The following is a 13,825-nucleotide window of genomic DNA, read 5'->3' as shown; positions in this document are numbered from 1 at the left end:
GGTTTTGTGAGATGAAAAAGTTAGTTCCTCTGTAGATTTGGTTCTATTTTGTTAGTTTAATAAACTAATTATTATATTATAGAAAATTAATAATATATCATGGTAAAATATACTATATAAATATTGATTATTACATAGATTGGAGAATGGCAGAATGAAACTAAACTTACTAAAAGCAGGGGTACTGACTAGTTTTATGCTTTTATGTTGGTCTTATGAAGAGGTTCCCGCTTCTGCAGCATCTACGTGTGGGCCGTACGGTCAAATTAAGCCGAATCAAAATCCCTCTCGTCAGCACATGAATTGCTTACTAACGAACGCAGCATTAAAAGCAAATGTTCCTCCTGAAGTTGTAAAAGCTGTGGCTGCACAAGAAAGTGGCTGGAAACAATTTGATGGAAACGGCCGGCCAATCATAGCGCAAGACGGCGGAATTGGGATTATGCAAATTACAAATCAGTCCAAGTACGATCAACAAAAGTTAAAATACGATATTGAGTATAATATTCAAGCGGGTGTTGAAGTTCTTCGTGGTATGTATCAGCGAACGGATCTTCCTAAGATAAAGTCTGCTGGACCAGAAGTAATTGAAAACTGGTACTTCCCTGTTATGGCTTATAATGGAACAAAACCTGCAAATAGCCCTTTATATAAGGCTAATGGCCAGAAAAATTCAAACGCTTATCAAGAAAAAGTATTTGCTATTCTTGAACAATACAGTTTTTTAAATGATACGAAATTGGCACAGTTCCCTTTCCGTACAGCTGATTTCGAATATGACCCTAACACTAGCAAAAATATTGTATTTAAAAAGAAAGAGTACACACTAACAGGTTTACATCCCTCTACATACCATCTTAAAACAGGCGACCAAGTACTTGTAACAAGAGATGGAGTGAACTTAAGATCCAAACCTACTTCCGCATCAAGTGGGAAGCCGTTAAGCAAAAATACCAACTTGATTATTCAGGGGAACTTTGCATATGATGAATCTTTAAACAGTAATAATCAGTTTGTATGGTATCCAGTCAAAACGGCAGATCAAAAACTAGTAGGTTATATTTCTTCTGCGTACATTATGAAAAAAGGTGTACCTTTACCTCCAAAGGTGAATGCGGTCACAGATAAAGATAAGGTAGTGACAGGAACAGCTGACCCTAATTCTAGTATCTCTGTAAAATCTGGAACGACATTTATTGGTAAAGGAAAAGCGAATTCACAAGGAGTATTCTCAATTGTGATACCTGTACAAAAAGCAGGGACAAGAATAAGTGTAATAGTAAAGGATAGTGCAGGCAATAGCAGCCCATTTACAACAATAAGCGTACTAGATAAAACACCTCCAACTATCCCAAATGTAAATAAACTGACCAGTAAGGATACAGTGATAACAGGAACAACTGAGCCTAATACAGATGTGAATGTAAAAGTGGGTTCAACTCTTATTGGTAAAGGAAAGGCAAACTCAAAAGGACAGTTTTCAATTAAGATACCAGTACAAAAAATGGGAACGAGAGTAAGCGTAGTAGTAAGAGATAGTGCGGGGAATTATAGCCCATCCAAGGTAATAGAAGTAAGTAAGTAAGTAAGTAAGTAAGTAAGTAAGTAAGTAAGTAAGTAAGTAAGTAAGTAAGTAAGATATGTAAAGTATTTACAAGTAGGATCGAAATAGATCGGTCCTTTTTGTATTGGCTCTGTTAAAGTAAAATGCTCATAAACGATATTTAAAAAACCACCTGTTTGGGTGTAAGTAGTTCAGATAACATGGAGAAAAAGCCTAATCACAGTATAAATAGCGCATGATTTTGCAACACAATTTGCATATTAAATAACAGTATATTTAGCATATAAAAACGCTTGGGATTATCCAAACGTTTTTATATACTATGTTTAAGCTTTATTCAACTAAAGCACCTTTGTTCGTATTTCCTGTTGTACAGATAAGAAGCAGATTTTATGAGTTGGCTTATAAGTTGAAGATAGGATAGATTTTTAATGAGTGAATAGATGTCTATGTTAATATGAAAATATAAATACTCATACATCAGATTTAAAAATGTAACTAGTTAAAAAAATCTTAGTTAATTAGAGGTGAAAGATATGGTGGAAGAGAGAAGAAGTGTTACAGGATATGAAGAACAATACGATGTTACCCGATCTGGTAGAATTATAATAAAAAAAAATAACCAAGTTCGTCATAAAAAAGGAGATGAATATGGGTATAAGTATGTTCATCTACATAAGAAGGGTACTAGGGAACTCTGTAAAACATTTGATGTATGGCGAGAGGCGTTCCATGATGCGGACATAAGTGAATATAAAGGTATAAAATAGGATTCTAAAAAATAAAAAGAACCAAAATGGTTCTTTTTGTGTTTTTTGAAATAGAAATTATACTGCTTGTACATTAATATTTTAAAGGGGGGAATTTAGTTATGGAGCAGGTAATAGCAGAGTTTTTTTCTCCAAGTAAAAAATATAAAGTTCAAATAATAAAGCGAAAAGATGACTTATATACAACGGAAGTCTATCGGTGGATGGAGGATTGTGGATATGAGTTTCGTAGTTTTTATTGGTTAATAAGATCATTTCCGAATAGAGGAAATGAGATATTAAGTATGAGAAGGGGTCTTCTTCTATGCTTCTTCAAGGCTGTATGATTTCGAATGAATTACCACAGATAAAAGAGATACTTACTCTCCAGATGGAAGAATGGAGGACGTTTACTACACATTTTATTCAAGAAATGAAAAATGAAGGTATTGTCGGAAGTTCATTGGATGCCAGAACTTTAGCAACAGCAGGAATGGCTCTTTTTAATGGATTTAATTTGCAACATTTTGTAGACAATCGAATTCAAATACAGGACATGCCAAGTGTTTTTGTTGAATTACTCCAAATCCAAGAACCTAATAAAAAAGATGAATAAGAGTATGATGGTTTATGAATACTCTATACATATAAGGTTAACATAACGTTTCATTATCGGTAGCAAGGACAAGGGGGAATCCTTGTTTTGATTCGGTTCTTTCTTCTTTTTGATGTACAATCGATATGCAAGATTTTATACATGATTGATATAGCGGGGATTCTAGGGATCCTCGTTATTTTCTTTTTCTTCTTTTTTGCATAAAATCTTGTATAAATTATTAAGGTGGTAGATAGGTGTAATAAATAATAAAAAGTGAGCGTGCACTCCAAGATCAATTGCAACGAGCAAGTGCATTAAGTATTCTCATTAATGCCATCATTATATGGAATACCACATATTTAAGTAAAGCTGTAGAAATGTTAAATAGTACGTATGGATTTAATGAAGAACTATTAAAACATATCTCACCACTAGGGTGGGAACATATTAATTTTTTAGGTGAGTATCGATTCGATACGAAAGATACTACAACATTAGAAGCTCTTCGTCCCTTACAACAAGTCTAAAAATAAAAGCTGGATTTTTCTTAGAGTAGAAAATCCGGCTATTTTTATGTCGAAATTTGCTTAGTGTATATTTTCGTTAAAATGTGGGTGGTACCCCATCGCCATCAAGCTAAGCGTTCTTTCTTGATTTCTTTACATTTGTCAATTTGAAAGAAAGATTTCCATGTTTTAAATAAAATTTCAATTTGCCAACGTAATGAATATAAGTCATGGATATGTTCCGTTGGAACGTTTTCTGCAGAAAGGTTCGTAATATACACGTTGATTCCACTTAACCGTTTACTACGTTCCTTATAGGTAATCCCTTTCTTTTTTTCTCTTTTGGCTTGTTCTATCAACCTTTTCTCAATGGAATTCTCTAATTAAATAACAATAATAAACGCAGAGAAGGGATAGCTTAATCGCTATCCCTTCATCTTAATTTCACTATCTAATCCCATTGGTTGAAGAAAGTTGTTGTCTGTTTTTATTGAGTGCCTTCATCGCTTTTGTACTCCAAAATATCACCTGGTTGACAATCCAAAGTCTTACATATCGCTTCTAATGTTGAAAAACGAACCGCTTTTGCTTTCCCATTTTTCAGAATGGAAAGATTCGCCATCGTAATCCCAACCCTCTCCGAAAGCTCCGTTACGCTCATTTTTCGTTTTGCTAACATCACATCAATATTAATAATAATTGCCATATCCTCCACCTCAGACCGTTAAATCATTTTCTGATTTTATATTAATAGCTTCTTGTAAAAGTCTTTGGAGAACAGCAGCAAAAACGGCGATCACCATAGAGGCGAAAATAATGACCAATCCGATTGGTATGATACTTGGAGGGTCAACTCTTTCCGCTATGAGATAGTAGAGTGGCATACCTAGCAAGTACAAGGTACTGATCGTGATGGCACAGTATTTTATATTCTTTAAAGCCTTTACCGATAATTCCGAGAACGCTTGGTTCTTATCAATATAGCTTAAAAGTTTAAAAGCTTGATACAGAGCAAAGTAAAAAGGTATCGCTGCCGCGTACATATCGATTAAAACGAGAGATTTCATATAAGCAATATCTGGATACAATTCTCCAGCAAAATTCCCGAACTTAGGTACCAAAAATATGCACAATGCAAGAACTGGGATTCCTATAAAAATAACAGCTAGCTTTAAAAAGAGTGTCGTAACTTGTTTCATAAAAAGCACCTCGCTTATTTAATGACAACATGATTTTATCATGTGATTTATCGTTTTACAATAAATTCATATTGTTTTTTATTATATTATTATTGTTATTGAAATGTCCTTTTAATTTTGACAAAAATAAAAAGCATTTCTCATTACAAAGAAATGCTCTTACTTTAAAATGTTAAATTTACAACTTGTTCAACAAAACTTCCAAATAGTTTAATAAAGTAAATCAACAACGAAAGATAACAGAACCTTGAAATAAAAAAGCTTCATGTGTTAAAAGAAATTAATAACTTATCAAACAAAAAAGTGAGATGAAATTTGTGTTTTGGGGTATTTGCTTTTCTTAGCTTGATGGTGATGTGGCGAGACCCCAATATGTAAAATAACTTAATAATCTATCAAAAGAATTGATCTCGGCATATGGTTTTATTTCGGTATCATTCTTGATCATATAAGGATTGAACCATATGCCCTTTATATTCGCATTTTGACAGCCACCAATATCTTTTTCTATGTCATCTCCAACGAATAATGCTGCTTCCGGTTGCACATTAAGCTTATTTAATGCTAATTCAAATATACGGTTGTCAGGTTTACTAAATCCCACTTCTTCAGAAATAATTATTATATCAAAACAACTATTTAAATTAGTGTTAATTATTTTAGCCTTTTGTCTCTGAGTTGAGCCATTTGTTATAATTGCAACTTTAACATGCATCTTTATAGTATTTATGATATTTATAGTATTTTGGTTTATAGAAAAACAATGAGGAAAATTATTATTCCAAAAATCTTGAATGTAATTCCGTGGCAATCTATATTTTGGTGGGAATTCATCAAAAAATGATTCCAAAACTTTTACTTTGTCACTGTAGCCATAGCTTCTTTTATCATATTCCTTGAATTTCTGCAACATTTCGTTTTTTACTGAATGTTGTTTAACATCCCCATAGCACTTCTCTAAAATAATTGAAAACAAGTTATCTACTGCCTTATCCCTATCAAGTAAGGTATCATCTAAATCAAATAGCATTGCTTTATAACCCCTCAAACAACTTCACAGCCTTTCTCACATTATATAAATAATCCCTAGTGTTATGGTGACGAATCACTTTAAGGATGATTTTTCCATATATTTTTGATAGATCGAACTAGCCACCACTGTATCTAAAAAAGCTACCCCAACTGATTTAAATAGAGTAATTTCATCAGAGTTTGAACGTCCTTGTTTATGTCCTAAAATAATATCCCCGAGCTCACTATATACATTTGAAAAATCCCATTCATTTTTTTCGCTTGCAATCAAGAAATCACCAGCTTCATGCTGTACACCTTCTAATGTATCTACAATAATTTTATCGCTGCGCTGTAATGTAGTGAAATCGAGTTCTTGCATATGAGGTTGGTAAGAACCGATTCCATTAATGTGAGTACCAGGTTTAATGTATTTTCCATCAAACACAGGAGTAGTGGAGGTGGTACTACAAATGACAATATCAGCCATTGCAACAGCTTCGTCAGCTGATTCCATAATTTCAATGGATCCTTTCCAATTTGGATATAAGGAGAGTAACTGATTTTTAAATTCAAATGCTTTTTGCATTGTACGGTTTACAAGGAGAATACGAGTTAGAGAACGAACTTCCATAACAGCTTGTATTTGCCCGAGTGCTTGAGCGCCGCATCCGATGACAACGCAGATGCTAGCATCTTGACGAGCGAAATGATTTGTCGCAATACCACTCATTGCTCCTGTGCGAAGTGTTGTTAAATAGGAAGCTTCAATTGTCGCGACATGATCTCCAGTATTTGTTTCTGTTAAAACGATTAAGCTTTGTAGTGCTTTTTTCCCTTTTTGCGTATTTTGAGGGAAGATACTAACGATTTTCGTAGATGCAAATTCAATTGGAGCTACATAAGAGGGCATATAAAGGGAGTTTGCCTCTTCTTGAGAGTGTTGTATATTTAGCCTTACAGGTGTTGTAATCTCATTGTTCATATAGTACTGGAATGCCTTTTCGACGTCTTGCAAGCAATCTTTCATTTTATAAGTTTCTTGTACCATTTCTTCTGTAATATGAATCATTTCAATTATCCTCCTTTTAATAGAAAAGGGGGAGTTGAAAATCCCCCAATTGACTAGGCTTGTATATCTTGCTTTTGTACATTTTCTGCAATTTGCTTTGTTGAAACGGCAGTGATAGCGATTAAAGAAATGCAGCAAGTAAGTACAATATATAAAGCTACCGGAACCCAAGAATTGTTATACACATTCATTAAATAAGCAGCAATCATCGGTGCTGTCCCACCAGCTAATGCAGCTCCTAATTGATAACCTAGCGTAACGCCAGTATAGCGTACTTGAGTGGAGAAAATTTCAGAGAATAATGTACCTAATACGGCGGTTACAGGTGCCCATAAAATACCTAAACCGATAACAGTTGCGAGAATGATAGAGAAAGTTGTTCCTTGGTTTAGTATTAAGAAATAGGGAAAAGCATATAAGAGAATTGCAATCGTGCCCCATATGTACATTTTCTTTCTTCCAATTGAATCTGAAAGTTTTCCCATAATCGGAATCATAATAGTAGTAATGAGCATAGCGATTGTAACTGCGTTTAAGACAGTTGTATTTGGTAGTTTTAGCTGCGATGTCCCATAAGAAACAATGAATGTCGAGAAAATATAGAAGGGACCTGTTTCCGCTACCTTTGCTCCTGTAGCGATAAGTACAGATTTCCAATGATGACGTAAAGTGTCAGCAATAGGTAGTTTTGAAATATTTCCGCTTTCTTTTGCTTTTTTGAAATCTGGTGTTTCATCTAATCCGTTTCGAATCCATAACCCTATGAATACCAATACGGCACTTAAAATAAATGGAACTCGCCATCCCCACGTTACAAAATTATCACCAGAAATCATTGTCATGAAAGAGATCGCAGCAGTTCCGAGTAACATTCCAATTGTTACACCTGTTTGAGGGATGCTACCAAAAAGTCCTTTTTTTTCCTTCGGTGCATATTCTACGGCTAATAGTAAAGCACCACCCCATTCGCCGCCAATTCCTAATCCTTGAATAATTCTTAGTAATATTAAAAGAATAGGAGCTAGTATACCGATAGTTTCGTATGAAGGAAGCAAACCAATGCATACTGTCGCCCCTCCCATCAGAGATAGGGTTAACACAAGTGTCTTTTTTCTTCCGATTTTGTCACCGATATGACTAAAGATAATCCCTCCAAGTGGACGGATAAAAAATGGAATACCAAAAGAAAGATAAGAAAGCATGAGTGCGACAAGGGGATCTTCGTTTACAAAAAACAATTTGTTAAATACAAGTGCGGCAGCAGTTCCATATAAGAAGAAATCAAACCATTCGATAGAACTACCAATTAAACTAGCTATGAGTGCTTTTTTCTGGACAGAGTTTTGTTGATTCATCAGTTCACCTCTTTTATTTTTAATATTCTAATTATTAAAAACATTTTATATAAAATGTTTTTATATGTCAAAGTTTTAGGACGTGGAGGAAGTATTGTTATAAATAGCAAATATTATAAAGTGATGTTTTTCATTAGAATGGAAGGGGTCTATGTAATAGTAGATATTTGTATTTACCTAATAATCAGAAGTGTAGATAAAATGGGGAATAATAGGATGAGAGGAAGAGAGAAATGAAAGTAAGACACCTTCAAGACGAAGATTATGTAACGATTCATTCCGTGCTTAATGAGTGGTGGGGCGGGAGAAATATGGCTGATATGTTGCCGAAACTTTTTTTCGTTCATTTCCGAGAAACAAGTTTTATTATCGAGCAGGATGGGGAGATTACAGGATTTTTATGTGGATTTTTCTCACAAACATATACCGATGAAGCATATGTTCATTTTATTGGAGTAAATCCAAAGCATCGAAGAAAGGGCATAGCTTCTACATTATACTCTTATTTTTTCGATGAAGCTCGCGCAAATAATCGTCATATTGTAAAAGCGGTAACTTCTCCGGTAAATAAAAAATCAATTCAATTCCATCAAGAAATTGGATTTGAAATTGAAATAGGTGATGGGGAAGTAGATGGAGTATCTGTACATACAAATTATGATGGGGATGGAGGGAGCAGGGTATTATTTGTGAAGAAGATGTAGAAAACGATAGGCTATGTAAAGGAGGAGTATTATGAAAACTTTCATTTACATGGTGAGACATGGCGAATCACCAAAAACAGAAGAAAATGAAAGAACAAGAGGGTTAACTGAAAAAGGGAAATTAGATACTTATCGAATAACTGATATATTACAAGGGAAAGGTATTGAGGTTTTTGTTTCAAGCCCATACCACCGATCCATCCTAACTATTCAGGAGTTAGCTAAACGTTTAGGGCAAGAAGTTTTAGTATTTGAAGATCTAAAAGAGAGGGTTTTTTCTGCTGAAGACAAGCGAATATCTGATAAGGAATTATTACCTTTGTTAAAAAAATCATTTTCTGATCCAAACTTCGCTTTAAAGGGAGGAGAGTCTAATGCAGTTTGTCAGAACCGAGCTATAAAAGTTTTAAAAGAATTATTAAAGACTTACCGGGGCCAGAAAGTAGTATTAGGCACTCATGGAGCTGTTATGACTTTGATGATGGGATATTATGACAATCAGTACGATTTGAACTTTTTACTACATACATCAAAACCGGATATATACAGAATGGAATTTCATGATCAGGAATTGGTGGAAGTTAATAGGTTGTGGAAATGTTAATAGAAGTGTTTATTTACCCTACTATCTAAAATCGTGGTTTGGAAAAAGGATATTTGTATAATGGAATTCTCTTGAAACTATTACTACACCTATTCGCAAACATAGTTACATTTATAAATTTTAGAGGTCAAAAATGTTAGCAATTTCATTAATTTTCATGGCTTTGGGAATTGAAGAAAAGCAACAACATTTTTTATAGAGCATAATAAGTAAGCACCTTTTTTTCATCACCCCCATAACTTTTTAACCAGGAAAATCGTTATATAAAATGAATACTAATTTTATAAGTTATGAAAATGAATGGGGGAAAATTATGAAGGTCCTTATATTAGGAGGTACTCGTTTTTTAGGAAGAGCTTTAGTAGAAGAAGCATTGAAAAGAGGGCATGAAGTCACCTTATTTAATCGTGGCACGAATATAGATGTATTTCCTGAAGTAGAGCAGTTAATAGGCGATAGAGACAGTGGTGTATCATGTTTAGCAAATCGAAAATGGGATGTTGTAATGGACACATGTGGATTTTCTCCTCATCAAATTAAAAAAATCGCTGCTGTACTTGGAGATAACATCGAACATTATACATTTATATCAAGTATCTCTACTTACAAAGATTGGATTCCACTTCATATTAAGGAAGGCTATCGTGTACAGCCTATGCCGCCTAGCGATAAGTTGAAAGCGGTTGAGGATGGGGAAATATCTCCTTACGAGTATTATGGGGCACTTAAAGTTTTATGCGAGGAAGAAGCAGAAAAATATTGGCCAGGGCGTGTTTTGCATATAAGAGCAGGGCTTCTTGTTGGACCATTTGACTATTCAGATCGACTCCCGTACTGGGTTCAGCGTGTAGCACAGGGTGGGAAAATAATGGTGCCAGGGCGTTCAGACCGTCCTGTTCAACTGATTGACGTGAAAGATGTGGCAACCTGGGCATTCGATATGGCAGAAACCAGAAAAGTAGGCAAGTTTAATGTGACAGGGCCGAATAATAGATTGACGATAGAAGAACTATTAAATACTTGTAAAGCAGTAACAAATAGCGATGCTGAATTTGTATGGGCAGAAGAACAATTTTTAATTGAGAATAAAGTAAAGCCATGGACGGAGTTGCCTTTATGGATTCCTGAAAATTTCCCATTAGAAGGAGAGACAGAACCGTGGAAAGGTAGTTTTTTCATCAGTATAGAAAAAGCTGTTAACGCTGGTCTCTCTTTTAGACCTATTCAAGATACTATTTGTGATGTGTATCTATGGGAGAAATCGAGGCAGGATACAGAACGAAAAGCAGGTATATCAAGAGAAAGAGAGGCCGAATTGCTAGAGGTTTGGTTTCAGAAGGAGATATTATGATGAGAGTATATACTCATCAAGCAGAGAAAAAATTTTGCAAGGAAATAGATTCTGCTAAATTGGGAATCCAAAAGATCTGATATGATTGTGTAATAAAATTTAGATTTCAAAAAAATATTCTTGCCCCGTCTTAAATTTAGACGGGGTTATATGCGTTTGGGACTTTGAAATTTTGTGCGCACGCTCCTATTTTTAGAAAAAATAATATTTTCAAAATATATACTTGAATGAAGTATATATTTTTGTTAAATTTATCCTATGGATAGAACAAGTTTAATTAAAGGTCATTTAGAGATGTGTGTGTTATCTATTTTGTCAAAGGGTAAAAGTTATGGATATGAAATTATGAAGGAGTTAGAAAAACACAATTTAAAACTGAAAGGAGTAGGAAGCATTTATCCCATTTTGACTAAGCTCAAAGATCAAGAATGGGTTCACACTTATCGTGAAATGACAGAAAGTGGTAAGGTTAGAGTTTATTATGAAATTAATGAAAAAGGGGAAATGTATCTTCAGAAAAAAATCAACGAGTGGTTGGAGTTACAACAGGATATAAAATCCCTACTGCAAAGTGGTTTGAAAGGAGAATATTTCGAATGAATATGAGACTGAATATGGAAGAAACACAATTCTTAAATGAAGTTCTTGAAGAGTTAAAACAATACCAAATAAGTTCAAAGAACAGAAAAATCATTAAACAGCAGCTTTTAGAACATATTCAAGAATGTCGTGAACATGGCCAAGATAGTCTAAATGATTTAGGAGATACAACAACATTTATCAAAGATTTTTTAGAAATGAATGAAATTGATCTTCATTCTGAAATAAAACAGATACGAAAATCGAAAAATAGAACAGGCATTTTATTTGTGATTGGATTCTTTACTTCAATTGTTACCTACCTCATTTCACAACTCTTACTATCTATGTTTTTAACAGAATCATTTAACCCACTACATACTAATAATTCGTTTGACTATAATATTTTGTATCAGATAGCAGATAATTCTTGGTGGAATTCTCTGTTAATGATTACCAGTGTTTCTATTTCCATACTAATTTCCACGCTGATAGTGTTTTATATAAGAAAAGTAAATATAAGCAGGTGAATGTTAATATGAAAATACTAAAATTCATGGTCATTTTTATATGCTTATTATGGAATGTGATTATTGTATTTCTACCAGCCTCGAAAGTTTCCGCAGAAAAAGATATTAAGAATGCGATAGATAACTACGTAGAAACCTTTTTAAAAGAACATCGAATTCCAGGAGCTTCGATTGCTATTGTTCATGAAAATGATTTATTTTATTCTAAAGCATGGGGTGTAACGGGAGAAACTGAGGAAAAAGTAACGACTGAAACTCCCTTTACTATAGGATCAATAAGTAAATCATTAACAGGTTTAGCTATAATAAAACTAATTGAAAAAGGTACCGTTCACCTAGAAGATCCAGTCAAAAAATATCTTCCATGGTTTACACTTAAAGATAAAGAAGCAACATCCAAAATAACAATTAAACATTTACTTACTCATTCAAGTGGTATCAGTACTTATTCAGGTTTGGCAATATCTGATAAAGAATCTGATGGGTTTAACGCTATAAAAGATAATGTGAAAAGTCTATCAAACGTTACACTTACCGCTTCACCTGGAGAAAAGCATCAATATAGTAATGCCAATTTCCTGATTCTTGGTGCTCTTATTGAAGAAGTTACCAATCAAACATATTCTGACTACATGAAGCAGGAGATTTTTTTACCATTAGGTATGAAGAATGCAGCAGCTGATAATGATACTGCATATAAAAAAGGATATCTTGCTGGTTATCAGTCATGGTTTGGGATTCCTATAAAAAGTTCGGTAACATATGATAATGGGGGAGCACCGTATGGGTACATAACAGCAAGTGCAGAAGATATGATTCAATACATTAAATTCCTTAGCCGACAAGAGAATGACAATTTTTTAACTGAAAACACTATGAATCTTTATATATCACCGCATGTTCAAACGGGTGAAACCCGCTACTACGGCTTAGGGGTAAGAATCACAAATCCAGATTCTGAGGAGAAAATGATATGGCATTCAGGCTCAACCCCTGATTCACATGCAGAAATGTTTTTTATACCGAAAACGGGTTGGGGCGGTGTGATTCTTACCAACAAAAATCATATTTTGGAAGAAGAGGCACTTTCCTATTTGAAGCAAGGTATTATAAATGTAATAAATGGAAATGAACCAGTTGATATACCTTCAAATACTCCTATTGTTCAATTGGTTACACTAGGGACAATATGCTTACTTTTTGTAATGCTCGTTTATCTGTTGATAAAGATGAAATCAAAAAAAATTCGTAAAAGAAGCGTATGGTGCATTTCTGGTATTATTTTCTTAGTGCTATCTATCGCTACAATTCCGGTACTCATTTATAGTACGGATTCTCCATGGCATGCGATTTATGTGTTTTCTCCAGATTTAGCTTATTTATCAATTGGAGTAGTTATCCTGTTTGCGCTTAATGGATTGTTTTCTATTATCATCGCTTATAAGCAAAGTTTGCAAGTAAAATATTTTAGTAGTTAAATCTAATAATCATATAAAGGTGGTACATAACAATGGATCTTACATTCAAATTAGAGAAAACTTGTTTCAACTATCGAGTCGGCGCAATATGTAAACATAATAATAAAATGTTAATGATTCAAAATGAAGGGGAAGATTTCTGGTATATACCAGGTGGACGAGTGCAGATGCTAGAAAGCAGTGAATCGGCAGTGAGAAGAGAACTTAGGGAAGAACTAGGAGTAGATGTTGATGTGAAGAGACTGCTTTGGATGGCTGAAAATTTTTTCACATATGATGAACATCAATTTCATGAAATCAGCTTTTATTATGAAGTAAATTTACTGGAGCTGCCTGCAAAGGGAGAGGATTCTTTCTTTCTTGAAGAAGACGGCAAAAGGTATGTATTTCAATGGGTACCTTTAGAGCATGTAAGTGAATATAACTTGAAACCAGATTTTCTAAAGGATAAAGTGAATGAGTTGCCTATTCATATGGAGCATATTGTTAGGAATGGATAAGAAGAGATAGGAAGATAAGAATTGG

16 protein-coding genes and 2 pseudogenes are annotated in these 13,825 nt (G+C 34.1%); 12 read left to right on the top strand and 6 right to left on the bottom strand.

The genetic code is table 11. The features are described 5' to 3' along the window. Positions 1-154: 154 nt before the first annotated feature. The 5 genes and pseudogenes from NSQ40_RS15065 to NSQ40_RS15045 form a co-directional block, all read left to right on the top strand. Positions 155-1,585: an Ig-like domain-containing protein gene (locus NSQ40_RS15065; RefSeq protein ID WP_098217432.1), complete on the top strand. Its 1,431-nt coding sequence runs from the start codon at positions 155-157 to the stop codon at positions 1,583-1,585. 515 nt (positions 1,586-2,100) lie between these two features. After that, entirely contained in the window at positions 2,101-2,334 is a 234-nt protein-coding gene (locus NSQ40_RS15060; RefSeq protein ID WP_206777239.1) for a 3-ketosteroid-delta-1-dehydrogenase, read from the top strand. A 101-nt stretch (positions 2,335-2,435) separates the two neighbouring features. Further along, positions 2,436-2,660, top strand: coding sequence for a hypothetical protein (locus NSQ40_RS15055; protein WP_081621560.1), 225 nt, complete (start codon positions 2,436-2,438; stop codon positions 2,658-2,660). Then, positions 2,639-2,929 carry a hypothetical protein gene (locus NSQ40_RS15050; protein WP_018768208.1) on the top strand — a complete coding sequence of 97 codons (291 nt, stop codon included), beginning with the start codon at positions 2,639-2,641 and terminating at the stop codon, positions 2,927-2,929. The genes NSQ40_RS15055 and NSQ40_RS15050 overlap by 22 nt, the downstream gene beginning before the upstream one ends. Positions 2,930-3,186: 257 nt before the next feature. Continuing rightward, positions 3,187-3,438 (top strand): annotated as a pseudogene (locus NSQ40_RS15045) (Tn3 family transposase); the annotation flags it as partial. 110 nt (positions 3,439-3,548) lie between these two features. Here NSQ40_RS15045 and NSQ40_RS15040 read toward each other — a convergent pair. From NSQ40_RS15040 to NSQ40_RS15015, 6 genes and pseudogenes are all read right to left on the bottom strand, one after another. After that, positions 3,549-3,785 (bottom strand): annotated as a pseudogene (locus NSQ40_RS15040) (transposase); the annotation flags it as partial. A 119-nt stretch (positions 3,786-3,904) separates the two neighbouring features. Continuing rightward, positions 3,905-4,123: a helix-turn-helix domain-containing protein gene (locus tag NSQ40_RS15035; protein WP_018765802.1), complete on the bottom strand. Its 219-nt coding sequence runs from the start codon at positions 4,121-4,123 to the stop codon at positions 3,905-3,907. 10 nt (positions 4,124-4,133) lie between these two features. Next, complete coding sequence (locus tag NSQ40_RS15030) at positions 4,134-4,616, bottom strand: DUF2975 domain-containing protein (RefSeq protein ID WP_003198256.1); 483 nt, start codon at positions 4,614-4,616, stop codon at positions 4,134-4,136. A gap of 340 nt (positions 4,617-4,956) precedes the next feature. Continuing rightward, positions 4,957-5,646 carry an HAD family hydrolase gene (locus NSQ40_RS15025; protein WP_003198258.1) on the bottom strand — a complete coding sequence of 230 codons (690 nt, stop codon included), beginning with the start codon at positions 5,644-5,646 and terminating at the stop codon, positions 4,957-4,959. Positions 5,647-5,721: 75 nt separating this feature from the next. Further along, entirely contained in the window at positions 5,722-6,699 is a 978-nt protein-coding gene (locus tag NSQ40_RS15020) for an ornithine cyclodeaminase family protein (RefSeq protein WP_003198260.1), read from the bottom strand. A gap of 53 nt (positions 6,700-6,752) precedes the next feature. Continuing rightward, entirely contained in the window at positions 6,753-8,054 is a 1,302-nt protein-coding gene (locus NSQ40_RS15015) for an MFS transporter (RefSeq protein WP_003207525.1), read from the bottom strand. A 233-nt stretch (positions 8,055-8,287) separates the two neighbouring features. Between NSQ40_RS15015 and NSQ40_RS15010 the strand changes: the two genes are divergently transcribed. The 7 genes from NSQ40_RS15010 (at position 8,288) to NSQ40_RS14980 (ending at position 13,800) form a co-directional block, all read left to right on the top strand. Then, positions 8,288-8,758 carry a GNAT family N-acetyltransferase gene (locus tag NSQ40_RS15010; protein WP_003207527.1) on the top strand — a complete coding sequence of 157 codons (471 nt, stop codon included), beginning with the start codon at positions 8,288-8,290 and terminating at the stop codon, positions 8,756-8,758. A gap of 31 nt (positions 8,759-8,789) precedes the next feature. Beyond that, the gene (locus tag NSQ40_RS15005) at positions 8,790-9,362 is read left to right on the top strand and encodes a histidine phosphatase family protein (RefSeq protein WP_003207528.1); all 573 of its coding nucleotides are present in this window, start codon (positions 8,790-8,792) and stop codon (positions 9,360-9,362) included. A 313-nt stretch (positions 9,363-9,675) separates the two neighbouring features. Further along, positions 9,676-10,713 carry an SDR family oxidoreductase gene (locus NSQ40_RS15000; protein WP_033796233.1) on the top strand — a complete coding sequence of 346 codons (1,038 nt, stop codon included), beginning with the start codon at positions 9,676-9,678 and terminating at the stop codon, positions 10,711-10,713. 258 nt (positions 10,714-10,971) lie between these two features. Next, positions 10,972-11,313 (top strand): PadR family transcriptional regulator, encoded by a 342-nt coding sequence (locus NSQ40_RS14995; protein ID WP_003198273.1) that lies wholly within the window; start codon positions 10,972-10,974, stop codon positions 11,311-11,313. Further along, entirely contained in the window at positions 11,310-11,822 is a 513-nt protein-coding gene (locus NSQ40_RS14990) for a hypothetical protein (protein ID WP_033796234.1), read from the top strand. The genes NSQ40_RS14995 and NSQ40_RS14990 overlap by 4 nt, the downstream gene beginning before the upstream one ends. An 8-nt stretch (positions 11,823-11,830) precedes the next feature. Beyond that, complete coding sequence (locus tag NSQ40_RS14985; protein WP_003207532.1) at positions 11,831-13,300, top strand: serine hydrolase domain-containing protein; 1,470 nt, start codon at positions 11,831-11,833, stop codon at positions 13,298-13,300. A 32-nt stretch (positions 13,301-13,332) separates the two neighbouring features. Next, positions 13,333-13,800 carry an NUDIX hydrolase gene (locus NSQ40_RS14980; protein WP_033797792.1) on the top strand — a complete coding sequence of 156 codons (468 nt, stop codon included), beginning with the start codon at positions 13,333-13,335 and terminating at the stop codon, positions 13,798-13,800. Positions 13,801-13,825: the final 25 nt, after the last annotated feature.

The organism is Bacillus sp. FSL K6-6038, from assembly GCF_038050455.1.
Lineage (GTDB): Bacteria > Bacillota > Bacilli > Bacillales > Bacillaceae_G > Bacillus_A > Bacillus_A pseudomycoides.
Note: the sequence above shows the minus strand (reverse complement) of the source record. Positions and strands in the feature narration are given on the sequence as shown.

Excerpts from the sequence above, each read along its gene's own strand:
- NSQ40_RS15065 (WP_098217432.1), top strand. The coding sequence starts at position 155 with ATGAAACTAAACTTACTAAAAGCAGGGGTACTGACTAGTTTTATGCTT.
- NSQ40_RS15060 (WP_206777239.1), top strand. The coding sequence starts at position 2,101 with ATGGTGGAAGAGAGAAGAAGTGTTACAGGATATGAAGAACAATACGAT.
- NSQ40_RS15055 (WP_081621560.1), top strand. The coding sequence starts at position 2,436 with ATGGAGCAGGTAATAGCAGAGTTTTTTTCTCCAAGTAAAAAATATAAA.
- NSQ40_RS15050 (WP_018768208.1), top strand. The coding sequence starts at position 2,639 with ATGCTTCTTCAAGGCTGTATGATTTCGAATGAATTACCACAGATAAAA.
- NSQ40_RS15035 (WP_018765802.1), bottom strand. The coding sequence starts at position 4,123 with ATGGCAATTATTATTAATATTGATGTGATGTTAGCAAAACGAAAAATG.
- NSQ40_RS15030 (WP_003198256.1), bottom strand. The coding sequence starts at position 4,616 with ATGAAACAAGTTACGACACTCTTTTTAAAGCTAGCTGTTATTTTTATA.
- NSQ40_RS15025 (WP_003198258.1), bottom strand. The coding sequence starts at position 5,646 with ATGCTATTTGATTTAGATGATACCTTACTTGATAGGGATAAGGCAGTA.
- NSQ40_RS15020 (WP_003198260.1), bottom strand. The coding sequence starts at position 6,699 with ATGATTCATATTACAGAAGAAATGGTACAAGAAACTTATAAAATGAAA.
- NSQ40_RS15015 (WP_003207525.1), bottom strand. The coding sequence starts at position 8,054 with ATGAATCAACAAAACTCTGTCCAGAAAAAAGCACTCATAGCTAGTTTA.
- NSQ40_RS15010 (WP_003207527.1), top strand. The coding sequence starts at position 8,288 with ATGAAAGTAAGACACCTTCAAGACGAAGATTATGTAACGATTCATTCC.
- NSQ40_RS15005 (WP_003207528.1), top strand. The coding sequence starts at position 8,790 with ATGAAAACTTTCATTTACATGGTGAGACATGGCGAATCACCAAAAACA.
- NSQ40_RS15000 (WP_033796233.1), top strand. The coding sequence starts at position 9,676 with ATGAAGGTCCTTATATTAGGAGGTACTCGTTTTTTAGGAAGAGCTTTA.
- NSQ40_RS14995 (WP_003198273.1), top strand. The coding sequence starts at position 10,972 with ATGGATAGAACAAGTTTAATTAAAGGTCATTTAGAGATGTGTGTGTTA.
- NSQ40_RS14990 (WP_033796234.1), top strand. The coding sequence starts at position 11,310 with ATGAATATGAGACTGAATATGGAAGAAACACAATTCTTAAATGAAGTT.
- NSQ40_RS14985 (WP_003207532.1), top strand. The coding sequence starts at position 11,831 with ATGAAAATACTAAAATTCATGGTCATTTTTATATGCTTATTATGGAAT.
- NSQ40_RS14980 (WP_033797792.1), top strand. The coding sequence starts at position 13,333 with ATGGATCTTACATTCAAATTAGAGAAAACTTGTTTCAACTATCGAGTC.